Annotated in this window: 24 protein-coding genes and 1 pseudogene; 17 read left to right on the forward strand and 8 right to left on the reverse strand. The window is 54.6% G+C overall.

The window, feature by feature from the left end; all coding sequences use genetic code 11:
- Window positions 1-128 precede the first annotated feature (128 nt).
- Window positions 129-1934 carry a hypothetical protein gene (locus FHP24_RS03045; RefSeq protein ID WP_139672669.1) on the forward strand — a complete coding sequence of 602 codons (1806 nt, stop codon included), beginning with the start codon at window positions 129-131 and terminating at the stop codon, window positions 1932-1934.
- 306 nt (window positions 1935-2240) lie between these two features.
- On the opposite strand, the gene FHP24_RS29375 is transcribed toward FHP24_RS03045, so the two are convergent.
- A complete protein-coding gene (locus tag FHP24_RS29375) occupies window positions 2241-2510 on the reverse strand; it encodes a DUF982 domain-containing protein (RefSeq protein WP_139672672.1) in 270 nt (89 codons plus the stop codon).
- A gap of 470 nt (window positions 2511-2980) precedes the next feature.
- Window positions 2981-3118 carry a hypothetical protein gene (locus FHP24_RS28620; RefSeq protein WP_180355863.1) on the reverse strand — a complete coding sequence of 46 codons (138 nt, stop codon included), beginning with the start codon at window positions 3116-3118 and terminating at the stop codon, window positions 2981-2983.
- A 267-nt stretch (window positions 3119-3385) separates the two neighbouring features.
- Between FHP24_RS28620 and FHP24_RS03055 the strand changes: the two genes are divergently transcribed.
- Window positions 3386-3823, forward strand: a complete 438-nt coding sequence (locus FHP24_RS03055) for a GFA family protein (protein ID WP_139672675.1) — start codon at window positions 3386-3388, stop codon at window positions 3821-3823.
- A gap of 51 nt (window positions 3824-3874) precedes the next feature.
- A pseudogene (locus FHP24_RS28965) lies at window positions 3875-4144 on the forward strand (IS5/IS1182 family transposase); the annotation flags it as partial.
- Window positions 4145-4419: 275 nt separating this feature from the next.
- Here the strand turns inward: FHP24_RS28965 and FHP24_RS03065 are convergent.
- Window positions 4420-4983 carry a TetR/AcrR family transcriptional regulator gene (locus FHP24_RS03065; RefSeq protein WP_139672680.1) on the reverse strand — a complete coding sequence of 188 codons (564 nt, stop codon included), beginning with the start codon at window positions 4981-4983 and terminating at the stop codon, window positions 4420-4422.
- 133 nt (window positions 4984-5116) lie between these two features.
- Between FHP24_RS03065 and FHP24_RS03070 the strand changes: the two genes are divergently transcribed.
- The gene (locus tag FHP24_RS03070) at window positions 5117-5464 is read left to right on the forward strand and encodes a DoxX family protein (RefSeq protein WP_139672683.1); all 348 of its coding nucleotides are present in this window, start codon (window positions 5117-5119) and stop codon (window positions 5462-5464) included.
- Window positions 5465-5566: 102 nt separating this feature from the next.
- Window positions 5567-6142 (forward strand): flavodoxin family protein, encoded by a 576-nt coding sequence (locus tag FHP24_RS03075; protein ID WP_139672686.1) that lies wholly within the window; start codon window positions 5567-5569, stop codon window positions 6140-6142.
- A gap of 132 nt (window positions 6143-6274) precedes the next feature.
- On the opposite strand, the gene FHP24_RS03080 is transcribed toward FHP24_RS03075, so the two are convergent.
- Window positions 6275-6544 carry a hypothetical protein gene (locus tag FHP24_RS03080; protein WP_139672689.1) on the reverse strand — a complete coding sequence of 90 codons (270 nt, stop codon included), beginning with the start codon at window positions 6542-6544 and terminating at the stop codon, window positions 6275-6277.
- A gap of 1297 nt (window positions 6545-7841) precedes the next feature.
- Between FHP24_RS03080 and FHP24_RS03085 the strand changes: the two genes are divergently transcribed.
- The gene (locus FHP24_RS03085) at window positions 7842-8063 is read left to right on the forward strand and encodes a hypothetical protein (RefSeq protein WP_180355864.1); all 222 of its coding nucleotides are present in this window, start codon (window positions 7842-7844) and stop codon (window positions 8061-8063) included.
- Window positions 8064-8575: 512 nt separating this feature from the next.
- Window positions 8576-9115 carry a hypothetical protein gene (locus FHP24_RS03090; protein ID WP_139672695.1) on the forward strand — a complete coding sequence of 180 codons (540 nt, stop codon included), beginning with the start codon at window positions 8576-8578 and terminating at the stop codon, window positions 9113-9115.
- 182 nt (window positions 9116-9297) lie between these two features.
- On the opposite strand, the gene FHP24_RS03095 is transcribed toward FHP24_RS03090, so the two are convergent.
- Window positions 9298-9624 carry a hypothetical protein gene (locus FHP24_RS03095; protein ID WP_139672698.1) on the reverse strand — a complete coding sequence of 109 codons (327 nt, stop codon included), beginning with the start codon at window positions 9622-9624 and terminating at the stop codon, window positions 9298-9300.
- Between the two features lie 26 nt (window positions 9625-9650).
- A complete protein-coding gene (locus tag FHP24_RS03100) occupies window positions 9651-9857 on the reverse strand; it encodes a hypothetical protein (RefSeq protein ID WP_139672700.1) in 207 nt (68 codons plus the stop codon).
- 27 nt (window positions 9858-9884) lie between these two features.
- Between FHP24_RS03100 and FHP24_RS03105 the strand changes: the two genes are divergently transcribed.
- The 9 genes from FHP24_RS03105 to FHP24_RS03145 all read left to right on the forward strand — a co-directional run bounded on the left by FHP24_RS03105 (window position 9885) and on the right by FHP24_RS03145 (window position 22278).
- The gene (locus FHP24_RS03105) at window positions 9885-10265 is read left to right on the forward strand and encodes a hypothetical protein (RefSeq protein WP_139672703.1); all 381 of its coding nucleotides are present in this window, start codon (window positions 9885-9887) and stop codon (window positions 10263-10265) included.
- An 86-nt stretch (window positions 10266-10351) separates the two neighbouring features.
- A complete protein-coding gene (locus FHP24_RS03110) occupies window positions 10352-13477 on the forward strand; it encodes a sensor domain-containing protein (protein ID WP_180355865.1) in 3126 nt (1041 codons plus the stop codon).
- A gap of 853 nt (window positions 13478-14330) precedes the next feature.
- The gene (locus FHP24_RS03115; RefSeq protein WP_139672709.1) at window positions 14331-14930 is read left to right on the forward strand and encodes a DUF4360 domain-containing protein; all 600 of its coding nucleotides are present in this window, start codon (window positions 14331-14333) and stop codon (window positions 14928-14930) included.
- A 56-nt stretch (window positions 14931-14986) separates the two neighbouring features.
- Entirely contained in the window at window positions 14987-16378 is a 1392-nt protein-coding gene (locus FHP24_RS03120; protein WP_180355866.1) for a DUF4360 domain-containing protein, read from the forward strand.
- A 269-nt stretch (window positions 16379-16647) separates the two neighbouring features.
- Window positions 16648-17103: a hypothetical protein gene (locus FHP24_RS03125; protein ID WP_139672714.1), complete on the forward strand. Its 456-nt coding sequence runs from the start codon at window positions 16648-16650 to the stop codon at window positions 17101-17103.
- A gap of 952 nt (window positions 17104-18055) precedes the next feature.
- Window positions 18056-18364 carry a DUF982 domain-containing protein gene (locus FHP24_RS03130; RefSeq protein ID WP_180355867.1) on the forward strand — a complete coding sequence of 103 codons (309 nt, stop codon included), beginning with the start codon at window positions 18056-18058 and terminating at the stop codon, window positions 18362-18364.
- A 1056-nt stretch (window positions 18365-19420) separates the two neighbouring features.
- Window positions 19421-21259 carry a BTAD domain-containing putative transcriptional regulator gene (locus FHP24_RS03135; protein ID WP_246091578.1) on the forward strand — a complete coding sequence of 613 codons (1839 nt, stop codon included), beginning with the start codon at window positions 19421-19423 and terminating at the stop codon, window positions 21257-21259.
- A 254-nt stretch (window positions 21260-21513) separates the two neighbouring features.
- Window positions 21514-21723 (forward strand): KTSC domain-containing protein, encoded by a 210-nt coding sequence (locus tag FHP24_RS03140; protein ID WP_139672725.1) that lies wholly within the window; start codon window positions 21514-21516, stop codon window positions 21721-21723.
- Window positions 21724-22077: 354 nt separating this feature from the next.
- Window positions 22078-22278 carry a KTSC domain-containing protein gene (locus FHP24_RS03145; RefSeq protein ID WP_180355868.1) on the forward strand — a complete coding sequence of 67 codons (201 nt, stop codon included), beginning with the start codon at window positions 22078-22080 and terminating at the stop codon, window positions 22276-22278.
- Between the two features lie 418 nt (window positions 22279-22696).
- On the opposite strand, the gene FHP24_RS03150 is transcribed toward FHP24_RS03145, so the two are convergent.
- Window positions 22697-23419 carry a hypothetical protein gene (locus FHP24_RS03150; protein ID WP_139672731.1) on the reverse strand — a complete coding sequence of 241 codons (723 nt, stop codon included), beginning with the start codon at window positions 23417-23419 and terminating at the stop codon, window positions 22697-22699.
- A gap of 612 nt (window positions 23420-24031) precedes the next feature.
- Window positions 24032-24613: an NUDIX domain-containing protein gene (locus tag FHP24_RS03155; RefSeq protein WP_180355869.1), complete on the reverse strand. Its 582-nt coding sequence runs from the start codon at window positions 24611-24613 to the stop codon at window positions 24032-24034.
- A gap of 633 nt (window positions 24614-25246) precedes the next feature.
- Here FHP24_RS03155 and FHP24_RS03160 point away from each other — a divergent pair.
- On the forward strand, window positions 25247-25750 hold the full coding sequence (locus tag FHP24_RS03160; protein ID WP_139672737.1) for a hypothetical protein: 504 nt from the start codon (window positions 25247-25249) through the stop codon (window positions 25748-25750).
- Window positions 25751-25840 lie beyond the last annotated feature (90 nt).

Here is a 25840-nt window from a genome sequence, read left to right on the forward strand (position 1 = left end):
GCTGATTTGTAAAAAGCAGAGATGCGGGGCTCGAAATTTCTCCACCGCGGAATGCTTTCGCTGGTGGTGTTGCCAATCTGCAAAGACCCCGCGCCCGAAATCAGGGCGGTGGGGTGCCCGCCGCCAGCATGACGCTCGATTTCGTAAGCGAGCAGTATTCTGGCGGCGCAATCGCTGTGGCTCGCTCTACATCGGCGATGCGCCAGACGGTTTCCGGTTTGGTTGTTGCCAACCAGAACACGCCGCGTATCAATTATGATGAGATATTGCAGCGTGCTGATGGGCTTCTCATCGAAGAGGCGCGCCTTAACCGCGCAATCAGCCCAAACTTTGCCGGCGCGATCGCTGGTCAGGTTGGGTCTGGCGGCAGCTTGCCTACATCTTGGTCACGCACGAGCATAAACGGGCTTCCCGTTGTCATCACAGCTGTAGGCGCTGATTACATTGAAGCGGAGTACGTTGCCACGCCCACAGCCAGTGGCGTCATAATGATTTTCCCGTGCGGAACAGGCCTAAGCGGACTTGCGGCTGTGGCGGGAGAAAGCTGGATTACGTCATCGTCTCTGAAAATTACGGACGCTATCGGGGTTACCGCGCCATTCGTCGGAATGCGCAGCTATGATGCTGCCGGTACACAGATTGACTCCGTCACAAGCGCCATTAAAGCGCGCAGCGATGCGCCTTTCCCTCATCGGTTCAGGCGTACTACTGTCGCAAACACTGCTTTTGTCGCCCCTGCCATCATCGGCGGCACGGTTACAAACGGCACACCTGTCGTATTCCGTTTTCGTATCGAACGACCTCAGGCGGAGAAGGCAGCAAACTACAAGACTAGTTTTCAGCCTGCAGCAAATCGAGCGGCAGATGACGCCACCGTCACTGGATGGTCGATCGCGGGACTGAATTCTTGGTCTGCAAGGGTGCTCGCGACTCCCTTGCATGTAGCAAGCACAGGGTCTCTTTTGGAGGCTTCTGACGGGACGGTGAACAACAGAGTTGAAGTCTATATCTCAAACTTTGATCTAAAGCTCCGCGTCGTTTCAGGCGGTATTACGCTGACAGATACGCGCATAGGCGGTGTTCCCGGCGTTTCTCGTAGCGCCGTCGTTTTGGGAGTTTCCCCTACTGGCATAGTGGTGAGTGTCAACGGCAAGCCAGCCAAGACGGTATCGCTCACGCCTCCAACAGGATTATCGACAATCAAGGTTGGCTCTGGCGTTGCAGGTTACTGGAATTCGACAATCCAGAGACTTGATGGCTGGGTGTCTTCTCTCTCAGCAAGTCAGGTCGTCGCTGCCAGCTTGCTAGGTCAGGTGTTCTTTGACGATTATGATCGGTCTGATGGCGCTCTGGGTATTTCGCCAACGGGTCATTCCTACTATCAGGCAACTACGACCAATGGCGTTGGATCGTCCGCGCCAGCACTTACCGCCATTTCTGGCGGAATGATGAAAACTCCTGCGGGCAGCGGCATTAGTGCAAGTTACACATCCGTCGATCCGGGTTCGGCAAAGATGGTTCAGTCGTCCGTCATGACTTTCCCGAGCGGGATAACGGATAGCCTTCTCCTGCTTCTCAGTAACAGCCTTGGTTGGCAGGACGTGGAAACGACCGTCAAGAGTGGATCTACCCACACAAGCTTCGGTGCGGGCGCGATAACTTATGGGTACTTCCCGATCCCTAAGGGATCGCTGATTAACTACGCGACTAGCATTTATCAGCTCCCGAACGCTCTTAGGGATGGGGCTAGCCGCTATTGCGCGGCATACGCGTTGCTAGGCTCCGATGTAATCGCCTATTCGCCCGATGGTAATGTTGAGCGGGTAACCCCGCCAGTCTCACAGCAAACGGTTGCGGGTCGGTGGCACATGTTGGAACAGATCATATCCGAAGCCGGTCAGCCGGTTATGACGAACTCATGGGCGGTGCAGTAGACCCCACCGCCCTGACATCGGCCCCTCGCGTGTTCCACTTCGCGAGGGGCGCACCCGCATTCCCCGTAAGCGGGTTGAGGCAAGTGAGGAAGCCTCGTGCAGATTTCAGCGCCATCCAAGAATGGTGTCAATACACCCGGAAGGCGTAGCCTTTATACCCGACACAAAAAGCCCCTCGGGTGGTTCCGAGGGGCAAGCGCACAAACAACAAGATGGAGAGGCGCGCCAAATCGCCTCACAGATATTTAGCCATATCTAATCTGATTTTTCAATATTGGCCGAGCAGCCACTCGGAAAACTAGAGCCTCAGGCGAGAACTAGCGCTTCAATAGCCGCGGCAATGAAGGCTTCTCGGGCCACCTCAGCGCTCTCTCGACGCTCCACAGCATTTGCGCAAGCGACACAGGCCAGCGTGTACTTTTTTCCACGCTCGGTCGGCCAACGAACGTTTAGGTAGTGAAGTGCCTCGTCTGCGCCGTTTATCGATTCGGACGCTCCGTGTCCTATTCTCACGTAGACAGGAACTCTCCACGGAACCCCTAGTGTAGTTCGCCGATCGTGCATTTTTTCCTCCATACGATCTTCCGTCGCTGTAGAGAAAGTTAGCAAATTTTCCGAGTTTGAAAAGGCATTGACGCGTTCGGATCTCTAATCCAACCGCGCCGGCATCGTTAACCTCGCCATCCTCTGGATCGACAAAAGTCCTCAGCCAGTGTCTGCATTGATGACTGGTCTTTCAACAGGTCTTCGGTTTGGAAGAGCAGGCCGCGAAACGCGATCATTGCAATGCATGAGTCACGATCATAAGTGATCGACATGCCCGATTCATAAGTCTTGAGGTTGGCTATTGTCATGCGCGATGAACGGCTTGATCGGTAAGCCGTTCCGAATTAGCTTTGTAACTGGTTAACCCGCCGCCCTGACATCATGGGGCGTTACTCGGCGCGGATGCGCAGAAGCGCCGCAGTTAGAGAGTCGCTCTCAAACGGTTCCTCTAGTGCTCCGTCCACGTTGCGTTCATCGGCTACGTTCTCTCTTAGTCGCCATTAGATCTCAGCGACCTCCATTTCATCCAGATCACTCGGATCGAGAGGTAACCAGCAGGCCCGGGCCACGGGATTTTTTGCCAGCACCGGTGCAAGCTTCGCTCGGTCGAGATGAAACGCACGAGTGATGTCGTCCATGTCATGTTCAACGCTGTGATAACGAAGTGTGCCTTCATCGAAAAATTCGGCTGATGTCAAAGACTGAAGCGTGGCGATTGTCGAGCCTAGGCGTTGTCGCCAGTCATTTCATCCATTTCGTATCTCTCAAAGCTTTTCGCTATACGATGAGTTCGACTTCGGAAACGACAAGGGTACGGGACGAGCCGCGGCCCGCCGCCCTGACATCTTGCTTCGTAAGCGCGATATTGCATATGTCAAATACGCCAAGAGGCGAGGTTAACGACTATGAGCGACCGTCAAGCAAGCAATACGAAGCGAAAGCTTCGAGGCGCATGTCAGTGTGGCAGTGTGACGTATGAAGTCGATGACGAGTTTGCCTTCGCGGTGAACTGTCACTGCTCGATTTGTCGCCGGGCAACCGGGGCGGCATTTAAACCGCTGGCTGGCATTGAGATTGGAAAGCTCCGTGTCTCAACTGGGCGTGACGATATAAAGACGATCGGCGCTAATGGCTGGCAAGACCAACGGTGCAACTCATGCGGATCGTTTTTGTTCGCAGTGGTGCGGGATGGAACTTTCGCTCATATAGCGATGGGAACATTGCTTGATGATCCAACGATCCGCCCGCAAGCGCATATTTTCGTAGGGTCAAAAGCACCGTGGTTCACAATTACCGACACCTTGCCGCAATACGATCAACACATCGTGGCGGATAGTGTCTAGGGTTCATACCGGCTCCACCGTCCTGACATCCACTCCATTTGCCAAGTTATGCGCAAGGTGCCGCGTGTTATTGAGGAGGATGCGCGCGATCTTGCCGGAGCGATTGCGGCCACACCAGAATATGAACTGTCGCGTCACCCCTGGAACAAAGTCGAGATGCTCTTCGCGCATTTTTAACGCATTTTACGGATGGCGCGTTTTCTTCTTCGGGGACCGTGTGGTGCACGAGACGAATTCCTGCTTGCAGCGACCGCACAAAATCTAAAAAAGTTGGCCAAGCTCAGGCCACAAACGACGCCATATTGCGTCGTTGCCGCATGAGAGCGGCATGAATTGAGACCCATGCGCCGAGAAGCGGGGCGCAAACGCATAGGTACTCCGCCAGGAAAGACTGACATAGGCGGATGACCAGCCAATCAAGCGAGTGCCTCAACGAAATCCGCCACGAGCGGGCAACCGGCTGCGATCATTCTGATGGGCGGGTGCGCCAAGCTTAACGACGATTTTTTTGCAAAATATCCGCGACAAAACATTTTCGCCTGCAACGGTCGGCATGCCTCAGCTGGTCCATCACGCCTTGGTGGCAGGAGAAAAGGTCAGCCAAACATTGCAACTATATGCCTTACACGCTCGTCGCGGTGCGTCGACCTGATCCGGCCATGGCGCTCGAGTTCCGCCAGTCCGTGTAACGCAGCCCAAAACGACTCTGTCGCTATCTCATAGTCAGCGCAAAACGGCTCAACGACCACCATCATGGCCCCAAAAGTATCGCGCAGAACTTGAGGCGTATCGGACTTGGCGAACCGAAGGCCGCTCGGAAGAACGAACATGGCTTCATACAGAGCTGGCCTTTCGAATGCGAACTGAAGGTAAGCCGTTGCAACGTCTTGAATTGCCTCAGTCGGAGTTGCCCCTCGGCGCACTGACGTCCGCAACATCGGCCCCAATTCTCCAAACCCCTCAAGCGCCACCGCCCCGACGATTGCGTCGCGGTTTACGAAATGGGCATACAGGACCGGCTGACTGTATTCGATCTCCTGCGCAAGCCGTCGGACGGTGACCGAAGCCCATCCATCCCGTTCGGCAAGCAGTCTTGCCGCTGCGATGATCCGCTGCTCCCGCTCGGTTCTTTCCCGCTCTTTGCGCTCGCTGATACCCATTTTCTCACTTTCGATCCGTCGATGGAGACTTTAGCGATCCAAATTAATTATGGCAACGGTTGACAATCTAGCAATGCTTTATTTATGTTTGCCGCTATCGTCACGACGACGATTTCACCGTCAAGGTTTATCAATGAACAACTTCGTATCGTTTTCGCTTGGTGATGCCGCGACGCTCGTGGCCGCTGCGGCGTTTCTCTTAGGCAGCGTTGTTAACGCGAGTGCTCGCAAGTCAATCCGCGAAGAATTCGTCCGTTACGGATTTCCATGGTGGTGGTGCTGGGTCACCGCATTACTTGAACTCATGACGGCCGTTCTTCTTGTCGTGCGCCCGACATTCGCGATCGGTGCAGCGCTTGGTGTGTGCATTATGATCGCCGCGATCGTCGCCGTCGTGCGAGTGCGCGACTTTCGTCACATCCTGCCGCCAGCAGCATTCCTAATGCTGCTGCTGATCGCGGTCATCGTCCAGCTCTCATAGCCTAGGCGGCAAGCCCGTCACTCTCAGCCAGCAACACAGCAAAACTTTAAACCGCGCCGAGTTCCGTCAGCGAGGCGCAAGACCACGGCCAAGGAGCCAGTTATGACCACCAACTCAATCTCAAACACCGTCGTCGTTTATCATTCCGGCTACGGCCACACCCACCGTATGGCAGAGGCCGTCGCCGAAGGCGCCGGAGCCACGCTTCATGCTATCGACGCTGAAGGCAATCTTTCCGAGGGCGGATGGGCGGCACTCGGTGCGGCCGACGCCATCATCTTCGGCGCACCGACCTACATGGGCGGACCGAGCTGGCAGTTTAAGAAGTTCGCGGATGCGTCTTCGAAGCCATGGTTTTCCGCGAAATGGCAGGACAAGGTTTTCGGCGGCTTTACCAACAGCGCCAGTCTTAACGGCGACAAATTGAACACGCTGCAATACTTTGTTCTTCTGGCGGGGCAGCATGGTGGCCTATGGGTAAGCTTGGGCATCAAGCCATCGAACACCAAGTCGTCGCTGAGAGATGATGCAAACCGGATGGGATCATATGTCGGACCGATGGCGCAGTCGGATGCCGACGCAGCACCAGAGGAAATGTCTGTCGGCGATCTCGAAACCGCTCGCCTCTACGGGGCCCGTGTTGCTGGCGTTGCCCGCCAGCATAAGTCAACGGAATAGGCATGGTGGATTAAAAACCACGCCGACCAGGCCTTCTGCGTGAAGACGCGGAAGGCTTGGGCTGACGGCTTTAAAGTCCGCTTCGGGTCGAAAGAAAGCCCCATCTCCCTCACCACATTGGCACTCACGTCGTCACCGAGGCAATCGAATGAGCCACCCGTCCATTTGGGTAACAACTTGCTCAATGACTGGAGTGGCAAAACCTTCATCGTCACCGCTCCAAGTCGCGATCTCCAAATCCGCTGTCATTGCGTGTAGTTCCTGGAGATCGACATCGGAAAGCGCTTCAAGAGCAAGACCGTGTAGAAGGATCGCGGCTGCTGCAGTTGAGAGAGAAATTTCCCGGCGCCGCATTTGGGAAAGCGATTGTTCAATTCGCTGAACTATCGAGCCATTTGACATGGTTCATCCACCACCTGACAACAATTTCCCGGTGACAGTTTTTGCGATTCTCGGGAGACTTAGCAATGCCCCGCCTGCTTGAGGCTTATGCACCCCCTTGGCTGATGCAAGCAACGGAGGCGCATGAAATGTGATGGAGCGTTAAGGTCGCGACCCCATCCCTGCAATTTTGTCGGGGTATCCTAGATCGATGTTTCCTCGCGAAAATCTTGCTCTTCTGCCTGCGTCATTGCGCGGTAGATCGCGCTTCCATTCATCATTCGCATCATCAGCTCGCCGGAAGCGAATGTTCCGTCGACCAGCCGCCGCTTGCGAAAAAATACTGATGGCGACCATTCAGTTGTGTTTTTGGTGATCGATAATGGAAATGTGAGGAAATATTTAAATGTGCTTATCATTGATAGAATCTCAAATGTATTTGGCAAACGATTACATTTGAGTTTGCGATTTTGGTAGTGGGCATATTTTGAAAACGATGTCTTAGACCGATCCACACAGACATCTTTAGATCAGGGCGATAGGGACAAAAAAGCCACCGGGTGTGGCCTTCTTCGTGAAGCTGCGAGAGCGGGAAGCTTCAGCAGCTGGAGCTTTCTCATTACTGCGGCGCTTTGCCCAATAAACAACGCCAAGCATTGCATGAGTGCCCAAACCTGAGCCAGCGTCATGACCGCGGACGGCGGTCACCGAGCAGTGTCAGGCACACGCTGAGAGAGGTCAGATCTGGTAGCCCCTCCCCCGATCAAGAGCCACGTCGCGGGCTTTAGCGTTCCGGCCCATCTTGACGGAACAGAGCCGGTAGGTTCGGGCGGGGCGCCACCTGCGGACGCCCAAGTGTCCTACGGAGGCCTCAACACGACCAGCCTGCACTCGTCCCGCGCTTATGGAACGGATCGCCTGCCAGGACGACGCACAATGCGGGCTCAACTGATCTGCATGAGCCCGGCCGCTTATCGGTTTTGACCGAAGTTTGGCGGCTAGACGTCAGTCTCCGGCCCATCAATCGGCGCCTGACCGGAGTTTTGATTTCGGGGTCGAGCAAAACAGTGGCAATGCCCCGACGCATATCATTTCTGTATTTCCTTCAGCTCCACGGAAATAATTGAGCCCATTCATGTTTCCTCGACAGAGGACGATCGCAGCAAGAAATACATAACAAGCAATCATCAAATATTTTCACCCTCTATTCTCAGCACGCCCATTAATATTCTGTAGACAACATCTTTCCTAACTTGCTGACAGACGCGAATCACCGGCATTATGCGGTTTATAGTTGCGTAAATTCACAGCATGCTGGGTGTACCTGATCAGCGATAACGGGGAAATCAGAATGGACTATAATGTGAACACCGCAGCAAAGGAGATGGCCGAAGGTCATCATAATTGCCGCAAAGCAGCCGAAGCCGCCCTGACCAAGATGGTAAGAATGCTGGAAGCATCCGGGTTTGACCCCAGAGAAATTGCACTCAGCCTTGCAGATGCCTGCGACGAGCACATTCTTCGCATCGCCAGACATTAGTCACACCAAACTGACCGACGGGAGCCGGTTCGTGCCATGGCAACATGGCACGGGCGGTGGGCAAGGATTTTGCCTGACCTAACGCTGACGAAAAAACTGGATGGTCTTGAGATGCTGTCTTGTGTCGGCTGCGACACTTCGACCCCCGCTGCAGCGCGAAGCCTGACTGCCTGACCTTTGTAAGGCACGGGAGGTGGCGGTGGACACCCCACCCTCTCGCCGGCTGGCGCCACGTAACCCGAGCGGAGTGGAAGGCTGTTCATATTGCCTGGCGTCGACTGCGCCTAAAAGCCTTCGACCTGCAACCGGCATTCGTCTGCCCCCGTGTCGCACCATCGCCACGAGGCCCAGGTACAGCCGATCGCGAAAGGCCAAACAGTATTTAAGAAATACAAACTCACATTCGCGCATCAAATATAGAACACAAGGATAGTTTCATTATTTATCGATGGACGATACATGGTTTATTTGTTTAATTACAATTGCAACCCAATGTAATTATGAGGATTTACATGATGAACATTAAATACCTCGCATTAACAATCGCCATTGCACTGCCAACTTCCGCATTTTCTCAAACTCCTTCTGTCGTTGAGACCCGCTCTGCGACCGTTGTTTCCACTAGCAAGTCAACCTCTGCCAAGTCAGACCAGGGGATAATTTATCTGGCTAGCGGCACGTATGTGATTGATTTTATTGTCAACGGCACAACGACTGGAGCAGGAACGATTGGCGCGTACAGCCTGCTCAGGGAAGGCCTCAAGAGCACGAACCAGATGATCGACCTTGTGGCCAATTTCTTCAAGCCAAAAGCAGGCGGCAGCGCTTCGATCAACGATAGCCTGACCTTCACAGTCGAAAACGGTGACGAGAAATTCTTCCTTTGGGAGTCGAGCGTCTACGTGCAGTTCGGCCAGGCGTCCTATTCAACGACAATCAGCGCCATCCCGGTCCCAGGTCCGGAGGCCGGAGCCGGTCTTGGAGCAGCTGCCATCGGCGGCATTGCTCTGTTCCTGCAACGGCGCCGCGTTCAAAACGCAATGGCTGCGTAGGTCTTTTTCCGACGCAGCTTCAAGAAGAGGCTTCTTCTACCCCGGAAGCCTCTTCGTTTTTCCAGGTCGTCAGGAGCTCAGGCCGACAGTATGCGGGCTGTGCCGTTGATGGGGCTGAACTGATGATTTAGATCCTGAAGTGCCAAGCGCTCAGAATGTCCGTGCCAGCACTCGCCGCACCACTACGGGTGCTCTTCGAGCTCGGACATCCGAAGCGTCAAGGCGATACCGCTATCTGCGACGATCTTGAGTGTTCGGATCATGTCAGCCGCCTCCAGCAATGCGCCGCGCATCTGGTCGTCGGTGCTGGTTTCGGCATTTGAGGCAACATCCATCAATTTGATGACCGCATCTTGCGATGTCCCGCTGCCCGGGATGCCCACTTCCTCTCTCAGATCATGAATGGCAACAATCGATTTTTGCAGCAGGTCCCGCAGATCGGTGGCGGCGGTTGTTCGCCTATCGTTTGCGGCACGCAACAGGCGCGGAATGATTTCAGTCTGATCCATCGGCTTTAGAACTCAGGCGCGGCGGTTCAAACATCATCGCGATCGGTATTCGGCAACCAGCCTCTCGTCAGGCCACGACTGATACATCCTCGTGCAAGCAGGAGCTGCCCGCGCAGATAATCGCAATCCTTCATCAGGGTTTCGATTGTGGCGCGAGCGTCGCCTTCGTGCCAGGCGAGCGCCTGATCAACGGCGCTCAATGGGTCGCTGCTACGCTGCTGCGGGATGATCATCACGGGGGACCTTTCGGATGCGCCTGAATGCGCTGCTTTAAGGGCAAGGTTATCAACCGGAAGCAGGCCGATGGCACTTCATTGCGTCCGTCGTCGACGAGCGACACTGCCAGGGTAGGCAAGGAAACGAGTCGGGGCAACAGCCGACATGCCGGTTGCGATACCCCGCGATCAGGTCGCATCTGCCGCAGGTTCGAATTTCGTTTTCAGGTCTCTTTACAGCGATTGGCCGCAAATATGCGACCCAGCTTTCGCCATCCAATGTCGGTGGAACAATCTGCAGTGCTGTTTCAACTTCTGCTCAGTAGTCAAAGCATCTTTTTTGGCGAAAACAGTCGCGCGACCAATCGGTTACAAATTTCTGCAGCCAACGGCAATATTCACTCATTTTATATTTTGATGGCGTAATTTTTGCCAATCGGGCGCGCCGGTAATTTCCGAACTTTAGAATGACCGCACACAAAGATGTCGGTCACGTTCCACCAGGACAGCTCATGCTTCAGCAGATCACCGACAGCGACGCGACATCGAATGATTACGCGGTACTCGATCAATATCTGGCACGTGCGGCGTTCTCGCCAAGCGGCACGATCTTGAGAACGAATCCGCTGTTTCTCGCGATGTTCGACTACCGGGCCTGGGATCTCGCCGATCGCCATCGCAGCATTTTCTTACCCAGCGCGCCTGATCGGGAGACCGAAGAAGGCATCCGCCTTGCTTTTGAGAAGGGGATACCGTTCCAGGCGGACGTCACCCGAGTGAAACGCAACGGGGATGAATTCGTTGCGGAAGCAATGTACCATCCGATCTGCGATGCTGCGGGCTCTGTCGGAGAAGTTATCGTGCTGATGCGCGATATCACCTCACAAAAGCGACGCGCGGCTGACATAGGTGGGCAAATTGCGGCAATCAATACATCGCAATTGGTCATCCAGTTTTCTCTGGACGGAACCATTCTGGATGCCAATCCAATGTTTCTCAGCGCAACGGGATATGACCTGAGCGAGGTGGTCGGCCGCCATCACAGCATGTTCGTCGAGCGCGATGAGGCTAGCTCAAGCGAGTACAAAGGGTTTTGGCAAAGGCTGGCAGCGGGCCAGCATTCATCGGGAGAGTTCAGGCGCCTGGGCAGAGGCGGCTCGCCAGTCTGGCTTCGCGCCACCTACAATCCGATATTTGACGTCAACGGCCATCCGTTTAAAGTCGTCAAATACGCGATTGACGTCACGCCCGAAAAGCTTCAGCAGGCAGATTACGAAGGGCAGATCGACGCTATTCACAAATCTCAATGTGTCGTCACCTTCGATCTCGACGGGACGATCATCGACGCGAATGAGAACTTCTTGCAGGCGGTTGGCTACCGACGCGAGGAGATAGAAGGCCGGCATCACCGGATGCTGGTCGATCCATCTTATGCGCATGGACTGGACTATGAGATTTTCTGGAGTGATCTCGCCGCAGGGCGGCATCGGTCGGGCGAGTTCAAGCGGGTCGGTCAGGGTGGGCGTGAGATATGGCTGCAGGCCACCTATAACCCGGTATTCGATCAGGATGGAAAGCCTTTCAAAGTGGTCAAATACGCAACCGCGATCACACGCGAAAAGCTGCGTCAGGCCGACCATCAGGGCCAGATTGCGGCAATCCACAAGTCACAGAGCGTCGTCTCGTTCTCGTTGGATGGGACCATCCTTGACGCAAACGATAATTTCCTCAGTCTGACGGGCTACCGTCTGTCGGATGTCCGCGGTCGCCACCACCAGATGTTTGTTTCAGACGAAGAGCGAGAAGGTGCTGCCTATCTGGAGTTCTGGCGACGTCTGGCGTCAGGGCAACATCAAAGCGGCGAGTTCAAGCGGATTTGCCGCGATGGCAAGGAGCTCTGGCTTCAGGCGAGCTACAATCCGATTTTTGATATGAACGGGCGCCCGTTCAAGGTCGTCAAAAATGCTGTCGATGTAACCGCGGAAAAGCTGAGACAGGGTGATCACGAAGGCCAGATTGCAGCGATTAGCCGGTCACAATGCGTTGTCAGCTTTGACATGGATGGCGTCATACTCGACGCCAATGACAATTTCCTCCACGCCATGGGATATCGATTGGAGGAACTTGTCGGACAGCACCACAGGGTTCTGGTCGAACCAAGCCATTCCGAAAGTGACCAGTATCAGCATTTCTGGGATCAGCTGAAGAAGGGTATTTTCCTCTCATCAAAGTTTCGCCGATGCGGCAAGGACGGACGTGAGGTCTGGATCCAGGCGTCCTACAACCCGATCCTTGATCTCAATGGCCAGCCGTTTAAGGTGGTCAAGATCGCAACCGACATCACGGCCGATGTCGCGCTTGCGGCGGATCTGAGCAAAGCCCGCAGGGAAGTGCTTTGCGATCCCCTGACGGGTCTGCCGAACAGAATGGGCCTCACTGATTTTATTGCACGCACGGTGCAGTCACTCGATGCCAAACTATCGCTTCTTTATCTGGACCTTGATCATTTCAAACCGATCAACGACACGTTTGGCCATCATATCGGCGATCACGTCCTGCGCGAAGTTGCAGCCCGCCTGCAGCTGGCGCTGGATGTGGATCAGATCGTGGCTCGGGTCGGCGGAGACGAATTTGTTGTCGCCGCGCCAGACCTGTCTCGCGAGGATGCAGCGACCCTGGCCGCAAAGCTGATCAAGACGGTGAAGGACCCCATTCGCCACGACAAAAACAGCCTGACGGTCGGACTGTCGATCGGCATTGCCCAGGCCCCGCATGATTCAAAAAACGAAGAAGAGCTCCTGCGCTTTGCCGATGTCGCGCTCTACCGGTCAAAGGGCGGCCAGCGCGGAACCTACAGCTTTTTCTCGGATGCCGTTGACCATAGCGAAGAAGCTGACCGTCACCTTGCCCATGAAATGCAATTTGGCATCAAGGCAGATCAGTTCGCGCTGTTTTTCCGTCCGCGTTTCAGGGCCGAGGATAGCGTGCTGGACGCGGTCGAAGCAGAGGTTGAGTGGAACCATCCCGATCGTGGCCGCATCATTGCCAATCGATTTGTCGGACTTGCCGAACAGAGCGGGCTTATTGTGCCGCTTGGTGACTGGATCCTTCGTGCAAGCTGCAAGGCAGCGCTTGAATGGCCACTGATTACGATATCGGTTGCTGTTTCGCCAATTCAGTTTCTCAGCGGCGACCTGCCTGGCGCAGTGCGCCTAGCGCTGCGGGAAACGGGCCTGCCGGCAGGCCGTCTCGAATTGCGTGTTGAACAGAGCGCCGGACCGATGAATATCGAACAGATCCGGCATGAACTTGAAGATCTGAAAAAAATCGGCGTTCGAATTGTCGTTGGAGGACAGCTTGTCGGTGAGGATGCCACAAGCGGCCGTCAGGCGTGGCCCGTTGATTTCATCACGATCGATGCACCGACACGCCGGGTCCTCGAGCGCCAGGGCCATGCAAGTGTCAAAGAAATTGCCAAGCTGGAGGCGGTTATGAACGTTCCGCGTCAGAGCGGCTTGCCGGGCGACAGCAATAAAAGGCTGATCCTTTGGCTGGATAACGAGGCGAACCTGCAGGCATTTCTGTCGGTCGAAGCACGATCAGCAGCAGACGTCCCTGCCCTCCTGGCGAGACGGTGAACGGGCAAGGAGAAGCACGGTTTCTGCCATATCGCTGATCTCATGCGCCGTTGCGCCTCGGCGCTGTTCACTGTGCCACGAGAAAGCCGGAACTGCATTGCCGGGCATCGCCTTTGCCGTCTCGCATGCGGGTGGGAACCAGCTGCGTTATCAAAGATGGGCAGGTCGATATTTACTGCCTGAGCCCGACGCGTTTGGCGGCGCTTTCGGGGCAAGAAAACTGAAGGGGTATGTATCCCTGCCACAACAATGGAGCGTGACGCCCTTGCACTTCAGTTTGCTGGCCTTCGTCGACCATTGCCTGCTGCCCCTATGCGCTCAAAGTCGGGGCTGCTTAGTATGGATTGACCACTCGACCACATTGCTGCCCGGTGTTTCTACAGGATTTCGGTCGATACAGCCGCCGATAATTGCCCTCGATATAACGCGCCTCTTGCCTGCGTTGATGCTCAAGCCGCTGAGGAGACACCAATTGAGCTTTCCCCGTTGCCGATGTCGGCGTCGCAGCGGATGGACCGGTCGTATTGCAGCCTGAAAGACCAAATCCGCCCAGCAGCAGCAGGATGATAGTGACAAGCCTGTATCCAATCGAATGCATGGCACCCTCCGCGGCGTGAAAACCGAAATTCGTGAGCGATTGTCACGTCTTAGCCATATCTCACCAGATCACAAAATCGCCTCAGGATGGGACGTTTCAGACCATATTTTCGTAAGCAATCATTAACTCAGGTTCGTGGATATTCGCATCCGCTAAATGACTCAGGGATTAACGATGCACTCATGCGAAGTTCAGTTTTCCGATGTCACATTATGGGTCAGTCACCGGGGTCGCATCAAAACTTAAGGAAATCTCATGAAGATCGCAGGTATTGTATTCGCCTCCTTGCTAACCGCCTCGGCTGCTTCAGCCGCCCCGGCGCAGGACATTTCGCTTGGCGTGCCGGGCTATGGTGGCAGTGGCTGCCCATCTGACAGTGTTTCTGCGACCATCAGCCCTGATGGTAAGGCGCTCAGCCTTTTGTTTGATAATTACGTCGTCGAAGCAGGCGGTGAAACCGGTAAATCGTTTGATCGCAAGACCTGCAATGTTGCCATCCCGGTTCATGTGCCGCAGGGCCGTAGCGTCTCGGTCCTTGCAATCGACTATCGCGGCTTTAATCAGCTTCCTCGCGGCGCACGGTCGCAGTTCAACGTCGAATACTTTTTTGCCGGAACGCGGGGGCCGTCTTTTACCCGATCGTTTAATGGCCCGACAGAAAAAGACTATCTGATTTCCAACAAACTGGTGGCGGAATCGCTGATCTGGTCGGCCTGTGGCGAAGACGTCAATCTGAGAACGAACTCGAGTATTCGCGTCAACACCAATGGCAGACAGCAGGCCATGGCGACGGTCGATACCCAGGATGTCAAAGCAGCGATTGTTTATCAGCTGCAGTGGCGGACCTGCCGGTAGTACGCAGCGTTGGGGCAGCACAATGGTGCTGCCCTCCTTCCGCGGGAATTGTGTATTTGAGACTTTTATCTCGTTTGATTGTGTCATTCGCTGCAACTGCCCTGCCAGGTTACGCGCTGGCTGCAAACGGCTGTGCGGATGGGACCTATTCGCGCGTGCAGTCTCCCGATCGCAATTCGACAAGCTTTCTGTTCGATGATTTTTCGGCAACAGCTGGCGGCTCCTCCGGAATTTCCCGGGCGAGCAGCACATGCAGGCTGAGCGTGCCGGTCACACAGGCAGAAGGACATTCCGTTTTTGCGGTGGACTATCGCGGTTACGTCTCAACGCAACCTGGTCAGGCTGCTTCGGTCGTTATGCTCAAAGATGGCCGCGCCGTCGTCCTGCAAGACATCACCCTGCCAACCGACGATGATCTTTCTTTTTCGCAAAGGATCGGCAGCTCGGGATCCAACATAGTTGAGCTTGACGTCGTGGTCGGCGCAACCGGGGCGCCTGATCCAGGTCTGTCCGACGCGATCATATTTCTGGACTCGATCGATCTTGCCCGAATTGGTTTCACAACAACTGAGGCTGTCGTGGAATCGGCAAATCAGGTCGCACGGCAAAGACAGTCGATTGCCGTGGGATTAATGGACAGTGCCCTGAGCTTGCTGGGACAGACGAACCGGTTTGACGATGGCAATTCTGTAAGCGGTTTTGCCAGTTCGGATGCGGCAGCGGGATTTGCCGGTCGCTGGGAGGCAGGTGACGGTTTAAGTTTGCTTGCAGGCGCAGCAATTATTGATCCGAACGAGATCGACAATGTCTCCGATACGCTTGCCTTGTTTGCCGCAGCTGTGCGCTTCACCACCGCTCCATCTCAATGGAGAGCGTTTGGCGAGGTTGGCGCGTGGGCCTCACCAAACGTGTCGGCGTCATTGTCGCGCAGCTATTCAAATCTCAACAGCACCAATTTTGGTGTCGGTTCAAGCTCTGGGTATTTGTTTGCCTCCTATGCGCGAGCGGGTCTGATATTTGCTCCAGACGAGATCAACGAGTTTGCTCTGTCAACCCGCATCTCGCGATCCTGGCTCGATCTCGATGGTTATGAAGAAGCGGTATCGCCTGACAATCTGTTTGCCGCGCAAATGAAACCGGGCCGATCGATCGCCGACACGATCAGCGCAGAACTCGCCTGGAGCCGAAGCCTTTCCGAAACATTTGACTTTACTGTTTTTGGTGCTGCAGGGCGGACGTTTGCCAGGAAGAATGGCGTCAGTGCGTCGGTTGATTGGGTAGGTGATGTTCGCGGTACAGCAGATGACCAAAATTTTGGGTCCGTTGCAGGGCGGGTTGGCTGGAAGTTCACGCAGGGCTGGCAGGCGGACCTATCGGTTTCAGCCACCTTCCGGGAGACTGAGAAACCAGCCTGGAATATTGGCGGTCAGCTCAAATCAACGTTCTAGAACCGGAAAAATCTGCCGTGCGTCCAATAGCTCGAGCTTATGTCCCGTCCTTGGAACCAGGTGATCTCCGTATCGATCAGCAACCCTGATGTGCATCGGCGTTAAAATACGATCTTAGGGAAGTACAAAACCCGGATTACCCAGATCATCGCATCGAGATTAACTTCAACTCAACATGACGTCAGGTGAGCTTCAAGTTGTTGTGGACGCAGCATGTAGCAAAATGCCATTAACCGCTCGTTAGGGATAAATTCCCAGTGAGAGGTAACATGATGAAACTGAAGACTTTGATGCTGGCGGCAGCGCTGGCGTTTGGAAGCATTTCGGCGGCGCAAGCTGCATTTCCGGCTCCGGCCACCAAGGTGACGAGCACTGACGAAGCGAATTACGTCAACATCTACAATTCGTGGGTTTCAGGCTGGACAAGCGTGTTCAACGCAACGGTCGGAAACAACTGGACGACAAGAACTTACGGGGAATTCGAAGAGAACTTTTACTCGGAGATCCCTGCGGTTACCATTATGCGCACCTACCTGGCGCCTAACATCCAGGCATTCCAGGCCATCTTCAGCTATCAGGGTGGTTCGATCACCTACACGCAGCTACCCGCGGGCACCGCAGTTCCGGTCCCCGGCCCCGAGGCTGGCGCAGGCATTGGCGCACTTGCCATGCTGGGGCTTGCCTATTGGGCAAAACGTCGCCGCAACAGCGCTCAAACCGCGTAAGGCTTTAGTGGCTAACTGCGGTTTCGCTAAAAGCGTTAATGATCGTTACGGCGCGTGTCTCAAGATCTTCGAAGTGGGATCTACGCGCCGTAACCAATTGAGCGACAAGATCGGCTGGGTACAGAGCAGGTCACAACAGGGGCCGGAGCCTGAACGGTCCGCTACGCCATTTATAAGAGCGTAAATTGGCATCGACATGATTTGGATTGCCGAACATCATTGTCCTGCAAGCAATTTCAGTGCGGTAGCAACCCCTGCCCCTGCGCCTGCGCCAATTCTATCGGTCAATAGCGCTCCGAATACCGACAAGTCCGGTGCTTACCAGCAAGAGCAAGCGAAGCAGGCTCAGGACGAGCGGTCCCGCCGCTTTTCCTTCATGACCATGACGACGATCGCACCAAAATAGCCAACCTGCATCAGCGCGAGTGATGCAGCAGCAAAGAGCCCGCTCAATATCAGACTGTTACCCGAATATACTGCCACACATCCTATTAGGACACTCATTGTCAGCATGCGCAGAAGAATACAGGGGACGCGCAAATACCGACAGTAATGTTCCATGGAAGCCGCACCAGGTTAAGGGATAATTAACATAGCCTGCGCTCTAGAGTACTACAATACCCCATTTGGGTGAGGCATTTTACTGTGACGCGGCCGCGAAGAGCCGATCAATTCGCCACAGCCTCTGACGCGTTGGGGTTATTCTGAAGCGCAGTGGCCTCCTGTCATGATCATTGAGAGGATGCTCCAGCGGGACACGGCCACTCGAACTGCCTAAAAAAGCCAATCCAAAACATTTAAAATACAACTTAAATGCCTTAATTAACTGACTTTTTTGCTACTACCGTCTCAAAACAGATCGCCATTTCTGGTAAAATCCGGAATATCATACGACGAAGACCCGGGTATCTGCTTATCTGAATATTCAAATAAACGATGCAGGTCCGATTTCGTGAGTGTCATTGTTGAGCTACAGTTTTCGACCCGCTGGACGCGTCCAGTTCACGTTGGTGATGACCATCGCATTACCGGCGTGGTTGTCGGCCCGAGCGATGCGCTTCGCTTTATGAGCACGCGCTTTTCGTTTCGCAGAGGGACAAGTTTCTTGCTGGCACAGCGCGCCTGCTGCGAGGCGGTTGCCGGAAAGACAGATCCGGAGCATGCCCGCCGTCTGTTCATGAGCGCCTATGCCGAGGACTGTGTGCGCCGCTGCCTGCTTGCAGAGGCCGATGCAACTTTAACCGAGACGACATCAAACTAGCACGGCATGTGCGAGCCTAAGCAAATGGCTGTCGCGTGCAAAGCAAGAAGGCGACAGCGTCGCGAAGCTGTTGATGTAACGCCCCCTGATTAACCTTCGAAGATAACCCTAACAGCAGATCTTCATTGCAATATTTTCACGGCATGACAGATTACCGATGTAACTATATTGGGGATAACCATGGACGTGAAAATATTTCTGATTGGTTCCGCCATTATTACTTCAGCCTGGATTGGCGGGATTGTTGGTTTTCTCTGGTCGATCGCCTAAGCGGCGAAAAACCGACCTCGCGACCTCTCCGTGCACATCTCCGATGTGCTGTTTTGAAGACCTGGGCCGTCGCAATGTTTTGACCTCTATTGGCCTCAGTCGTGTCTCTACAGATGCATTGGCAACGACAGGCGTCGCTAAAGTCGCATCGCTCCGACACCATGAGGCGCCAGTTGCGGCAAAAGGTGATCGTCTGGATGGCTCTTATCGGCAAGAACGGACACACACTGACTTTCGGTCAGGTCACAGGCTGGACAGCTACTGATCTCTTCACGCCTGTCGGTGGCTGACTGGTTTGACGCTGCTGTGACGCGCCAGGACGTAATAGGGAGCAACGCGACCTTTTCCTGTTGGGTAGCGCAGGTCGTTGAGCTTTACCCCTAGCTCAACGGCCGTTTCCTTTCGGCACGTGGCGAGAGCATCAATATGAATTTAAGAGCGCTGATGGTCGGTGGCATCTTTGTAACGTCGCTCTGGCTTGCCGGGATCGTATCGCTCGTCGTTATTTATGTCTGATTATCCGGCGCAAACCGTCATTCTTTCGGCCAACAGCCAGGCCGCCTCAGCTGCTCACCAGATTAGTTCAATTTAGAGCGCCAGCAAAACCGCGCCGCGAGGCGGTTATTTTCTGTCATGATCGTGTCAAATCATACAATCACTGTATGATCCGATGGAAATATCGCACGTTTTGTTTCACTATAGCCTGCAATGACAGTTGATAATGGCACAGAACAGACATTGCTTTGGCTGACAGGCACTCCGCGACTGGCCGGTCATGATGGATTTTTGCCGACCAAAGCATATGTGCTCTTTGCAGCGCTCCTGCTTGCTCCGGGGCAGACACTCTCACGGCCTGCCGCGGCCTCGCTTCTTTGGGAGGGCGTTGAACACAAGCGGGCGCTTGGCAATCTGCGACAACTCCTGTCGCGGCTTCAAAGTTTTACGGATGGCAGCTCATTTGTGATGTCGAGCGGTGGCCATCTCATGGCCGGCCCGAAAATCCTGAAATCCGATCTGGCGACTTTCCTGCAATCGGTCGATACAGAGGTTTCGAACGCGCGTCTTGAGGCGATGATGTCGGTTCACGGTGAGCTTTTGGACGGACATGAAACCGGCGACGAGCAGTTTTACCTGTGGCTTTTGTCGGCGCGCAAGCGGGTGAAGGACCTGTTCTTTTCCGCTCTGGGACCGGTCTTCGATGATCTGACCCGTTTGGGTCATAAAAAGACCCCTGCAATCGGGGCGCTAGCGGAGCGCGCGCTGAGCCTTGATGAAGATCGCGAGCAAACCTATCGGGACATTATGGCGGCCTACGCCCGGATCGGCGATCACGCGTCCTTCCAGCAGACGTTCGACCGACTGCGTGCTGTTTTAGAAAGCGACGGACTTTCGCCCGACAAGACAACAGTTGCACTCCATCGGCGCCTCACGTCGTATGATATTGCGGAGCTGGATAAAGACGTTGCATTGCATGAGACGCGCCCTTCCCAGCCGCGCATTGCCTTTATGCTGCCGACAGATACCGAGATGCGACCGGCAGGTCCGCTCATACGGTCGCTTGTCGAGGATGTCGCTTATGGCCTTACCCGATACCGCACGTTCAAAGTTCTGTCGCCACATAGTAGTTTTGCCGCGGAACGCGATAATCTCGAGAGCTTTTCCGACAAACTCCGTTTTGATTATTTCGTCACCACACTCGTTTTCGAAGATCGACACGCCTCGATCGCACTGGTGAAGTCTCATTCCAGGGAAATTATCTGGTCGCTTGACCTCTCATTGGGTGAGACAGACCTGCGAACGGCATTCAGGATCTTGTCGCGGCAGGTCTCGACGGCGCTTGCCAATGCTCTGGAGAAACATCAGCTGGATGTCACGGCCGGATCACCGACGGCCTATTTGCACCTTTTGACCGGACAGAATTATCTGAGGGGAGAGTGTCATCTGCCGGCGCTGCGCCGGGCAAGGGCCGAATTCCGTAAGGCGACAGAACTTGAGCCGTCCATGGCGGTCGCCCGCGCTCGCACCGCACAAACCCTGCAGCTGGAATGGCTGATCCTGGGAGGCGATGATCCAAACCTTTTACATCGTGCCCACGCGGAAGCAGAAGCCGCCATGCAAATCGATCCAGCGTCCGGGATCGGGCACTGGGTCAGTGCAATGGTGGCACTATACCGAAGGGATTTTGATCTCTCCGCTGAACGTTTTCTGGAAGCCGAGGCCCTGACGCCGCATTCGGCCGACCTGCTCCTGCAGCATGCCGACGCGCTTGCCCATTTCGGACAGACAGACGAGGCCTGGGAGCGCTTCCAGCAAGCGATCGATATCAATCCGCTGGCGCCTGATCTTTACTGGTGGGCAGGAGCCAGCATCGCCTATAAGCGCGACGACTATCAAACGGCGATCGATCTTTGTGACCAGATGAAACAGGACGAGCCCGCCCTGCGCGTCCTGACCGTATCTCATGCGCTTATCGGCAATATCGATACGGCATCCGCTTACGCCAACCGACTGAAAGAAATCCATCCGGGCATGACGGCGCGTCAGCTTAGCCTTCTGTCGCCGGATCGAGATCCGCAGGTGACCGAGAAATTGCATTATGCCTATCGGCTGGCCGGCATGGCCTAGACAATCCGAGCATTGATCATCGCTATTGTGCGCGGCCAGGAAGAGGAAGGGCACCGCGTGTTCAGTGTCATGGAAAGACAAGGCGCTGCTCAAGTCTCCCGCATCGGCGCGCATTTTTAAACTGAGTTCGAAGCGGCCACAGATCCTGGCCGTTACAGTAACCTTAAGACGTAACCACAGTGTCATGTTTGACTTCAGGATTTGCTGTCAAAGGCGCATATTGCGGTTCGTTCACGAAGAGACTGTGGCCTCGAATGATTTACGCAAAACTGAAATCGTCGATGCTCCATCATGCAGAATATGATGAGGAGGCACGCCTCCTGCTGGTCTATTTCCGTGTCGGCAGGATCCGTGTGTTTTCCGGTGTGCCGCGCGAGATTTTCGAGAAACTGACGCGCACGTGGTCGCCAGGCCGGTTCTACCTGAAAAAAATCAGGACGAAGTTTCCAAGAGACGACAGCTGACGGCTGGTCTGCGAAAGCGGTAATTTTCTGTTGCCATCCAGCGGCCGTGTACCGGCTACAGTGAAGACTGATGCCCAAAAACAGCACGATCGCCTGTGGATTCTGGCATTTCGATAACCCTTCCACCGCATTCAGCCAGACGGGCGGTGAGCGCTGGGGCAAAGACAGGCTATCGCAGCAGCCAGACCGGCTTACCCCAGCTGCGGCAGAGGCTGGCGTACAGCCATAGATAGCTGCGCCAGCCTCGTCGGGACAAGCCTTCACGATTTTTCACAATTTGTTAACTCGGCGATTGAATTAGCACCGACTTACATGCATTCTTTGCCTATCTATGGGGATGGTGGGGACTTCGTGATGCTGATTAAGCTCAAGTCGCAGCTTATTGATGCCGTGGAATATAATGAACAGAGGCGGATGCTTCGTATTTGCCTGGTCGACGGATCGAAGCGTGTTTTTTCAGAGGTGCCGAAATCCACCGTTGAGGACCTGATCTCGGCGCAGTCTCCGGGAAACTATTACATCGATTACATTCGCAGCCAGTTTCCGCGCCACTGAGTTTATCTCACTGTGGTCTGCGAAATATCCGGCGCCAATTGCGATGGCAGCCGCGGGTTGCGGATCTTGAGGGATATGCCGGTGTGGCGTTACCTGATTGCGGTTTAGTTGGCATTTTAGCGAAACATTTGACGTGGCTTTGAGGCGCATGTGGGAAATTCGATGCAAATCGGAGACGACCGCCTATGTCGCAGAGATTGCGCAACCTCTTATTGTCCTTTGGTGCATCCTTTGTACTGTGGGTGCTCCTCATTCAGGGTAGCCAATCGGTCTATCGTTTCGCCACGTCTGAAACGGACCCGGTGACGGTTGCAAGCGTCAGACGCTAGGCGCTGCGAGCTGCCCTGAGATTTTCGTCGTCAGCGCCTGTTTTTGGGCAAATGGACTGGCGGAATACGACGCTGAAGGGGGGCCCCTATCACGGATTTGGGTGTTGGTATTTTGCCCGACGCCTCAAAAACAGGGCAATGCCACCGATAGCAAGCGCGCCAAGCCCTGCCCCTGCTTCCGGACCTGGTACCGGGGTTGTTGTCGCGGTGAAATTATAGGTACCGGTTCCCGAATAGTTCAGATTTGATCCCTGAAGCCCGAGCGATGTCCAGGCCGCGGCACTAACGGAAAACCGATAAGACGCGATATAATTGGTCACTCCGTCGATCAGCGTCGCAATCGTTCCGGTCCAATACACGTCTACATAGGCGTTTGCGCCGTTGGACTGAGTGCGTCCATCGATTGAAAAGGGAGATGGTCCCTTATCGGCAGACACGCCCCGGTCAGTGACATATCCGACGCCCGGCAACGAATATTCTATGCGCTTGCTCGCTTGATTGCCGGCTATTCCCCAGGTGTCGGCGATCTGTCCCCAGCCCGTCTGACCGGGCGTCGCCGCATTAAAGACGGTTGCAAAATTTTGCATGACGACAGCAATTGCAGATGGGACGTAATCGTTCTGAATAAACGTCGCGTATTCGGAAAGCGAGCCCTGGCTGGACGAACAGGACAGCGCGTTGGAACCGACCCCGCCAGAACAGCTTGCCTGCGAGCTTGTTGAATAACCGAGGCCAAGGGCCAGTGTTATGATGGGAAGTAGGTAAAAACGCATGGAATCCCCCAGTGCCGATTGCGCCTTATCGACGTGCATCCACACTTCGTCAATCTTTAGCTTCTGCTAACCTTAATTATGAACCTTGTAGGTCAAACAGACCTGCCTGCCGTCCATGGACGTCTTTGGTTTTCAGACGTCAAAGTGGATGGGTGACAGTCGCAAAAATACGACTGAAGATCTGAAATCCTCCGATATCCGGACATGATGCGATCCAAAAAAATGAGAGAGTTGCGAACGGCGATGGTTTAACCTTGCCGAACCTCGCCCCCATGATTTCAAGCCAGAGAAATCTGAGCTCTCGTGAATGGGGCTTGGTCGAACCTTCAACACTGCAGCATCTGCGGCGGGACCATAGGCGGTCGCCCTTACTTCGGGCGGCGACTGAAGCAACCAATATCTGCTACAGTCGGACTGCCAGTGGGCGCTGCTGCCGCAAGATTTCCCGCTGAAGGGCTCGAAGTTCATTATTTCAGAGAGTTATTCCGGGACGGCGCGGGCGTCGTATCCCCTCCACCGAACGCGACGGTGTGAACGTCGCGAAGAGTGGCCGTCATTCGCCGACATCGACAAGCCAATTGGTGAGGACCTGCCCCTGCGACTTCATGTTGGCCACGACACAGCCATGGTCTGTCCAGGCCATCTATCTCTTCACAATTTGGCACCACCGGTCAGCAGCTCGATATGCAAGGCCTGCAGAAGAATGATGGTTTTCATATCTACGATTTCGCCGGTTCCAATCATCGAAAATGCCGTCTCAAAAGGCAGCTCAACAACTTCGATGTCTTCGCCCTCGTGGGCCAAACCACCTCCAGCGGTTCGGCTTTCATCATCGAATGTGCCAATAAACAGCGTGACCACTTCAGTTAGCGCCGCCGGATTACAATACGCACTCACTATCTTTCTCAGATCACGGACGACGATCCCAGCCTCCTCAATTGCCTCGCGCCGTATACACTCTTCAGGCGTATCGCCCTCAAGGACACCGGCACAGGCTTCAAGGAGATAGGGATTATCGCCATTTATCAGTGGCGGTGGCCTGAACTGCCTGACCAGAACTACGGTCGGCCGGTCAATATGGCAAAGTAGAACCGCTGCAGCATGCCCACGATCGTAAACCTCCCTGGACATTTTGCCGATGTCACCATCTGGGCGACGATAGGATAATTCATATTCCGTCAGGGAACCCCAGGCACGAGATATCAATCTTGAAGAAACGATCGCTTCCGACACTATATTTTCTCTCACAATAAACGGTCATTTTCCGGACTGCGATCAGCGACATGAAGAAATACTTCCGTGTCGCAGTCTCTTGACCTTCTTGCATCACATCCTCCTAGCAAAAAATGATTACATTTTTTTTGATCAAATCAAAGTCCACAGCGGTAGTTGCTGCGAGTTCAATCCACCTGCGCGGTTACCATGAACTGGACGAGGCAAATTACGCCCTCATGGATGGCGCAGGGTTGCCAACACACCCCGTCGCCCGTGTTCGAGGCAAAACGGAGATGGCCGGGCCGTCGCCGGCAATCACGCTTTTCTTTTTGCTGAGTTGCGATTGCCAGATCGCCTTCGCTCAGTTGCCAGACGCTTAAACCTGCAGACTGGACACCCGCGCCTGCGGTAACCAAAAATCACCACGGCTCGTAGACATCAACGGCCTCCGCTTCAGGTGACTCCACTTTTCGATCGAAGAGATCATCTCATGCAATACTTCGCGCCTGGACCAGCACGCTGACAATCTTCCAAGCTCAATTATCCGATATTTACTAAGCGCAGGTTTTCATTCTCGCCGACTATCGACTTTTTCTTGTATTGTGCGTATTTACGCTTCGCTAAGCATAGCTCAAAATTTGGGGTTAATCGATGAAGTTTGCCTATCTCGCCGCTATAGCGGCACTTTCTTTTTCCACGCCGTCACTTGCGGCGCAAACGGTCAGCACGAATGTCACGGCCGGTGCCTATCACGGCACGCCCGGCGGGATCTATAATACGATTACGTCGCTAGTCATCTCGACGGCCGGAAACTACTCGTTTTCTCTCGGGATTGACCTTCTGTCCGGGACGTCGCTTGCGACTGTTGGTGCAGATATCTTCAAGGGAAGCGCAACCACCCCGCTGGCGTCGATCTTTAAATTCACCACCGCAGACGCAACGAAATCGACTGGCGAGTTCTGGCTTGACGCGGGAACCTACAAGGTCTCCTGGGATATCACCTCTTTCGGCGGCAAGACTGCTGCGACACTGAGCGCCAATTCAGTCACCGCAGTTCCTGGCCCGGAAGCCGGTGCAGGTCTTGGTGCGCTTGCAATGCTCGGCGTTGCCTATCTGGCAAAGCGCCGTCGCGACGAAAAGGCACTGGCTGCCTAGGTTCTGGACCAATCCAAGATCGACAAGCCCCGGAAACGGGGCTTTTTTTTGCACAGGTAAGACAAATTTGGTGCTGCAATCAGCAGTTCC

This window comes from Aliirhizobium smilacinae, from assembly GCF_006335145.1.
GTDB classification, from domain to species: Bacteria; Pseudomonadota; Alphaproteobacteria; order Rhizobiales; family Rhizobiaceae; genus Neorhizobium; species Neorhizobium smilacinae.

What these genes read in the sequence shown, in the direction of transcription:
- FHP24_RS03045 (WP_139672669.1), top strand. Translation starts at nt 129, where the DNA reads ATGACGCTCGATTTCGTAAGCGAGCAGTATTCTGGCGGCGCAATCGCT.
- FHP24_RS29375 (WP_139672672.1), bottom strand. Translation starts at nt 2,510, where the DNA reads ATGGAGGAAAAAATGCACGATCGGCGAACTACACTAGGGGTTCCGTGG.
- FHP24_RS28620 (WP_180355863.1), bottom strand. Translation starts at nt 3,118, where the DNA reads ATGGACGACATCACTCGTGCGTTTCATCTCGACCGAGCGAAGCTTGCA.
- FHP24_RS03055 (WP_139672675.1), top strand. Translation starts at nt 3,386, where the DNA reads ATGAGCGACCGTCAAGCAAGCAATACGAAGCGAAAGCTTCGAGGCGCA.
- FHP24_RS03065 (WP_139672680.1), bottom strand. Translation starts at nt 4,983, where the DNA reads ATGGGTATCAGCGAGCGCAAAGAGCGGGAAAGAACCGAGCGGGAGCAG.
- FHP24_RS03070 (WP_139672683.1), top strand. Translation starts at nt 5,117, where the DNA reads ATGAACAACTTCGTATCGTTTTCGCTTGGTGATGCCGCGACGCTCGTG.
- FHP24_RS03075 (WP_139672686.1), top strand. Translation starts at nt 5,567, where the DNA reads ATGACCACCAACTCAATCTCAAACACCGTCGTCGTTTATCATTCCGGC.
- FHP24_RS03080 (WP_139672689.1), bottom strand. Translation starts at nt 6,544, where the DNA reads ATGTCAAATGGCTCGATAGTTCAGCGAATTGAACAATCGCTTTCCCAA.
- FHP24_RS03090 (WP_139672695.1), top strand. Translation starts at nt 8,576, where the DNA reads ATGATGAACATTAAATACCTCGCATTAACAATCGCCATTGCACTGCCA.
- FHP24_RS03095 (WP_139672698.1), bottom strand. Translation starts at nt 9,624, where the DNA reads ATGGATCAGACTGAAATCATTCCGCGCCTGTTGCGTGCCGCAAACGAT.
- FHP24_RS03100 (WP_139672700.1), bottom strand. Translation starts at nt 9,857, where the DNA reads ATGATCATCCCGCAGCAGCGTAGCAGCGACCCATTGAGCGCCGTTGAT.
- FHP24_RS03105 (WP_139672703.1), top strand. Translation starts at nt 9,885, where the DNA reads ATGCGCTGCTTTAAGGGCAAGGTTATCAACCGGAAGCAGGCCGATGGC.
- FHP24_RS03110 (WP_180355865.1), top strand. Translation starts at nt 10,352, where the DNA reads ATGCTTCAGCAGATCACCGACAGCGACGCGACATCGAATGATTACGCG.
- FHP24_RS03115 (WP_139672709.1), top strand. Translation starts at nt 14,331, where the DNA reads ATGAAGATCGCAGGTATTGTATTCGCCTCCTTGCTAACCGCCTCGGCT.
- FHP24_RS03125 (WP_139672714.1), top strand. Translation starts at nt 16,648, where the DNA reads ATGATGAAACTGAAGACTTTGATGCTGGCGGCAGCGCTGGCGTTTGGA.
- FHP24_RS03140 (WP_139672725.1), top strand. Translation starts at nt 21,514, where the DNA reads ATGATTTACGCAAAACTGAAATCGTCGATGCTCCATCATGCAGAATAT.
- FHP24_RS03145 (WP_180355868.1), top strand. Translation starts at nt 22,078, where the DNA reads ATGCTGATTAAGCTCAAGTCGCAGCTTATTGATGCCGTGGAATATAAT.
- FHP24_RS03150 (WP_139672731.1), bottom strand. Translation starts at nt 23,419, where the DNA reads ATGCACGTCGATAAGGCGCAATCGGCACTGGGGGATTCCATGCGTTTT.
- FHP24_RS03160 (WP_139672737.1), top strand. Translation starts at nt 25,247, where the DNA reads ATGAAGTTTGCCTATCTCGCCGCTATAGCGGCACTTTCTTTTTCCACG.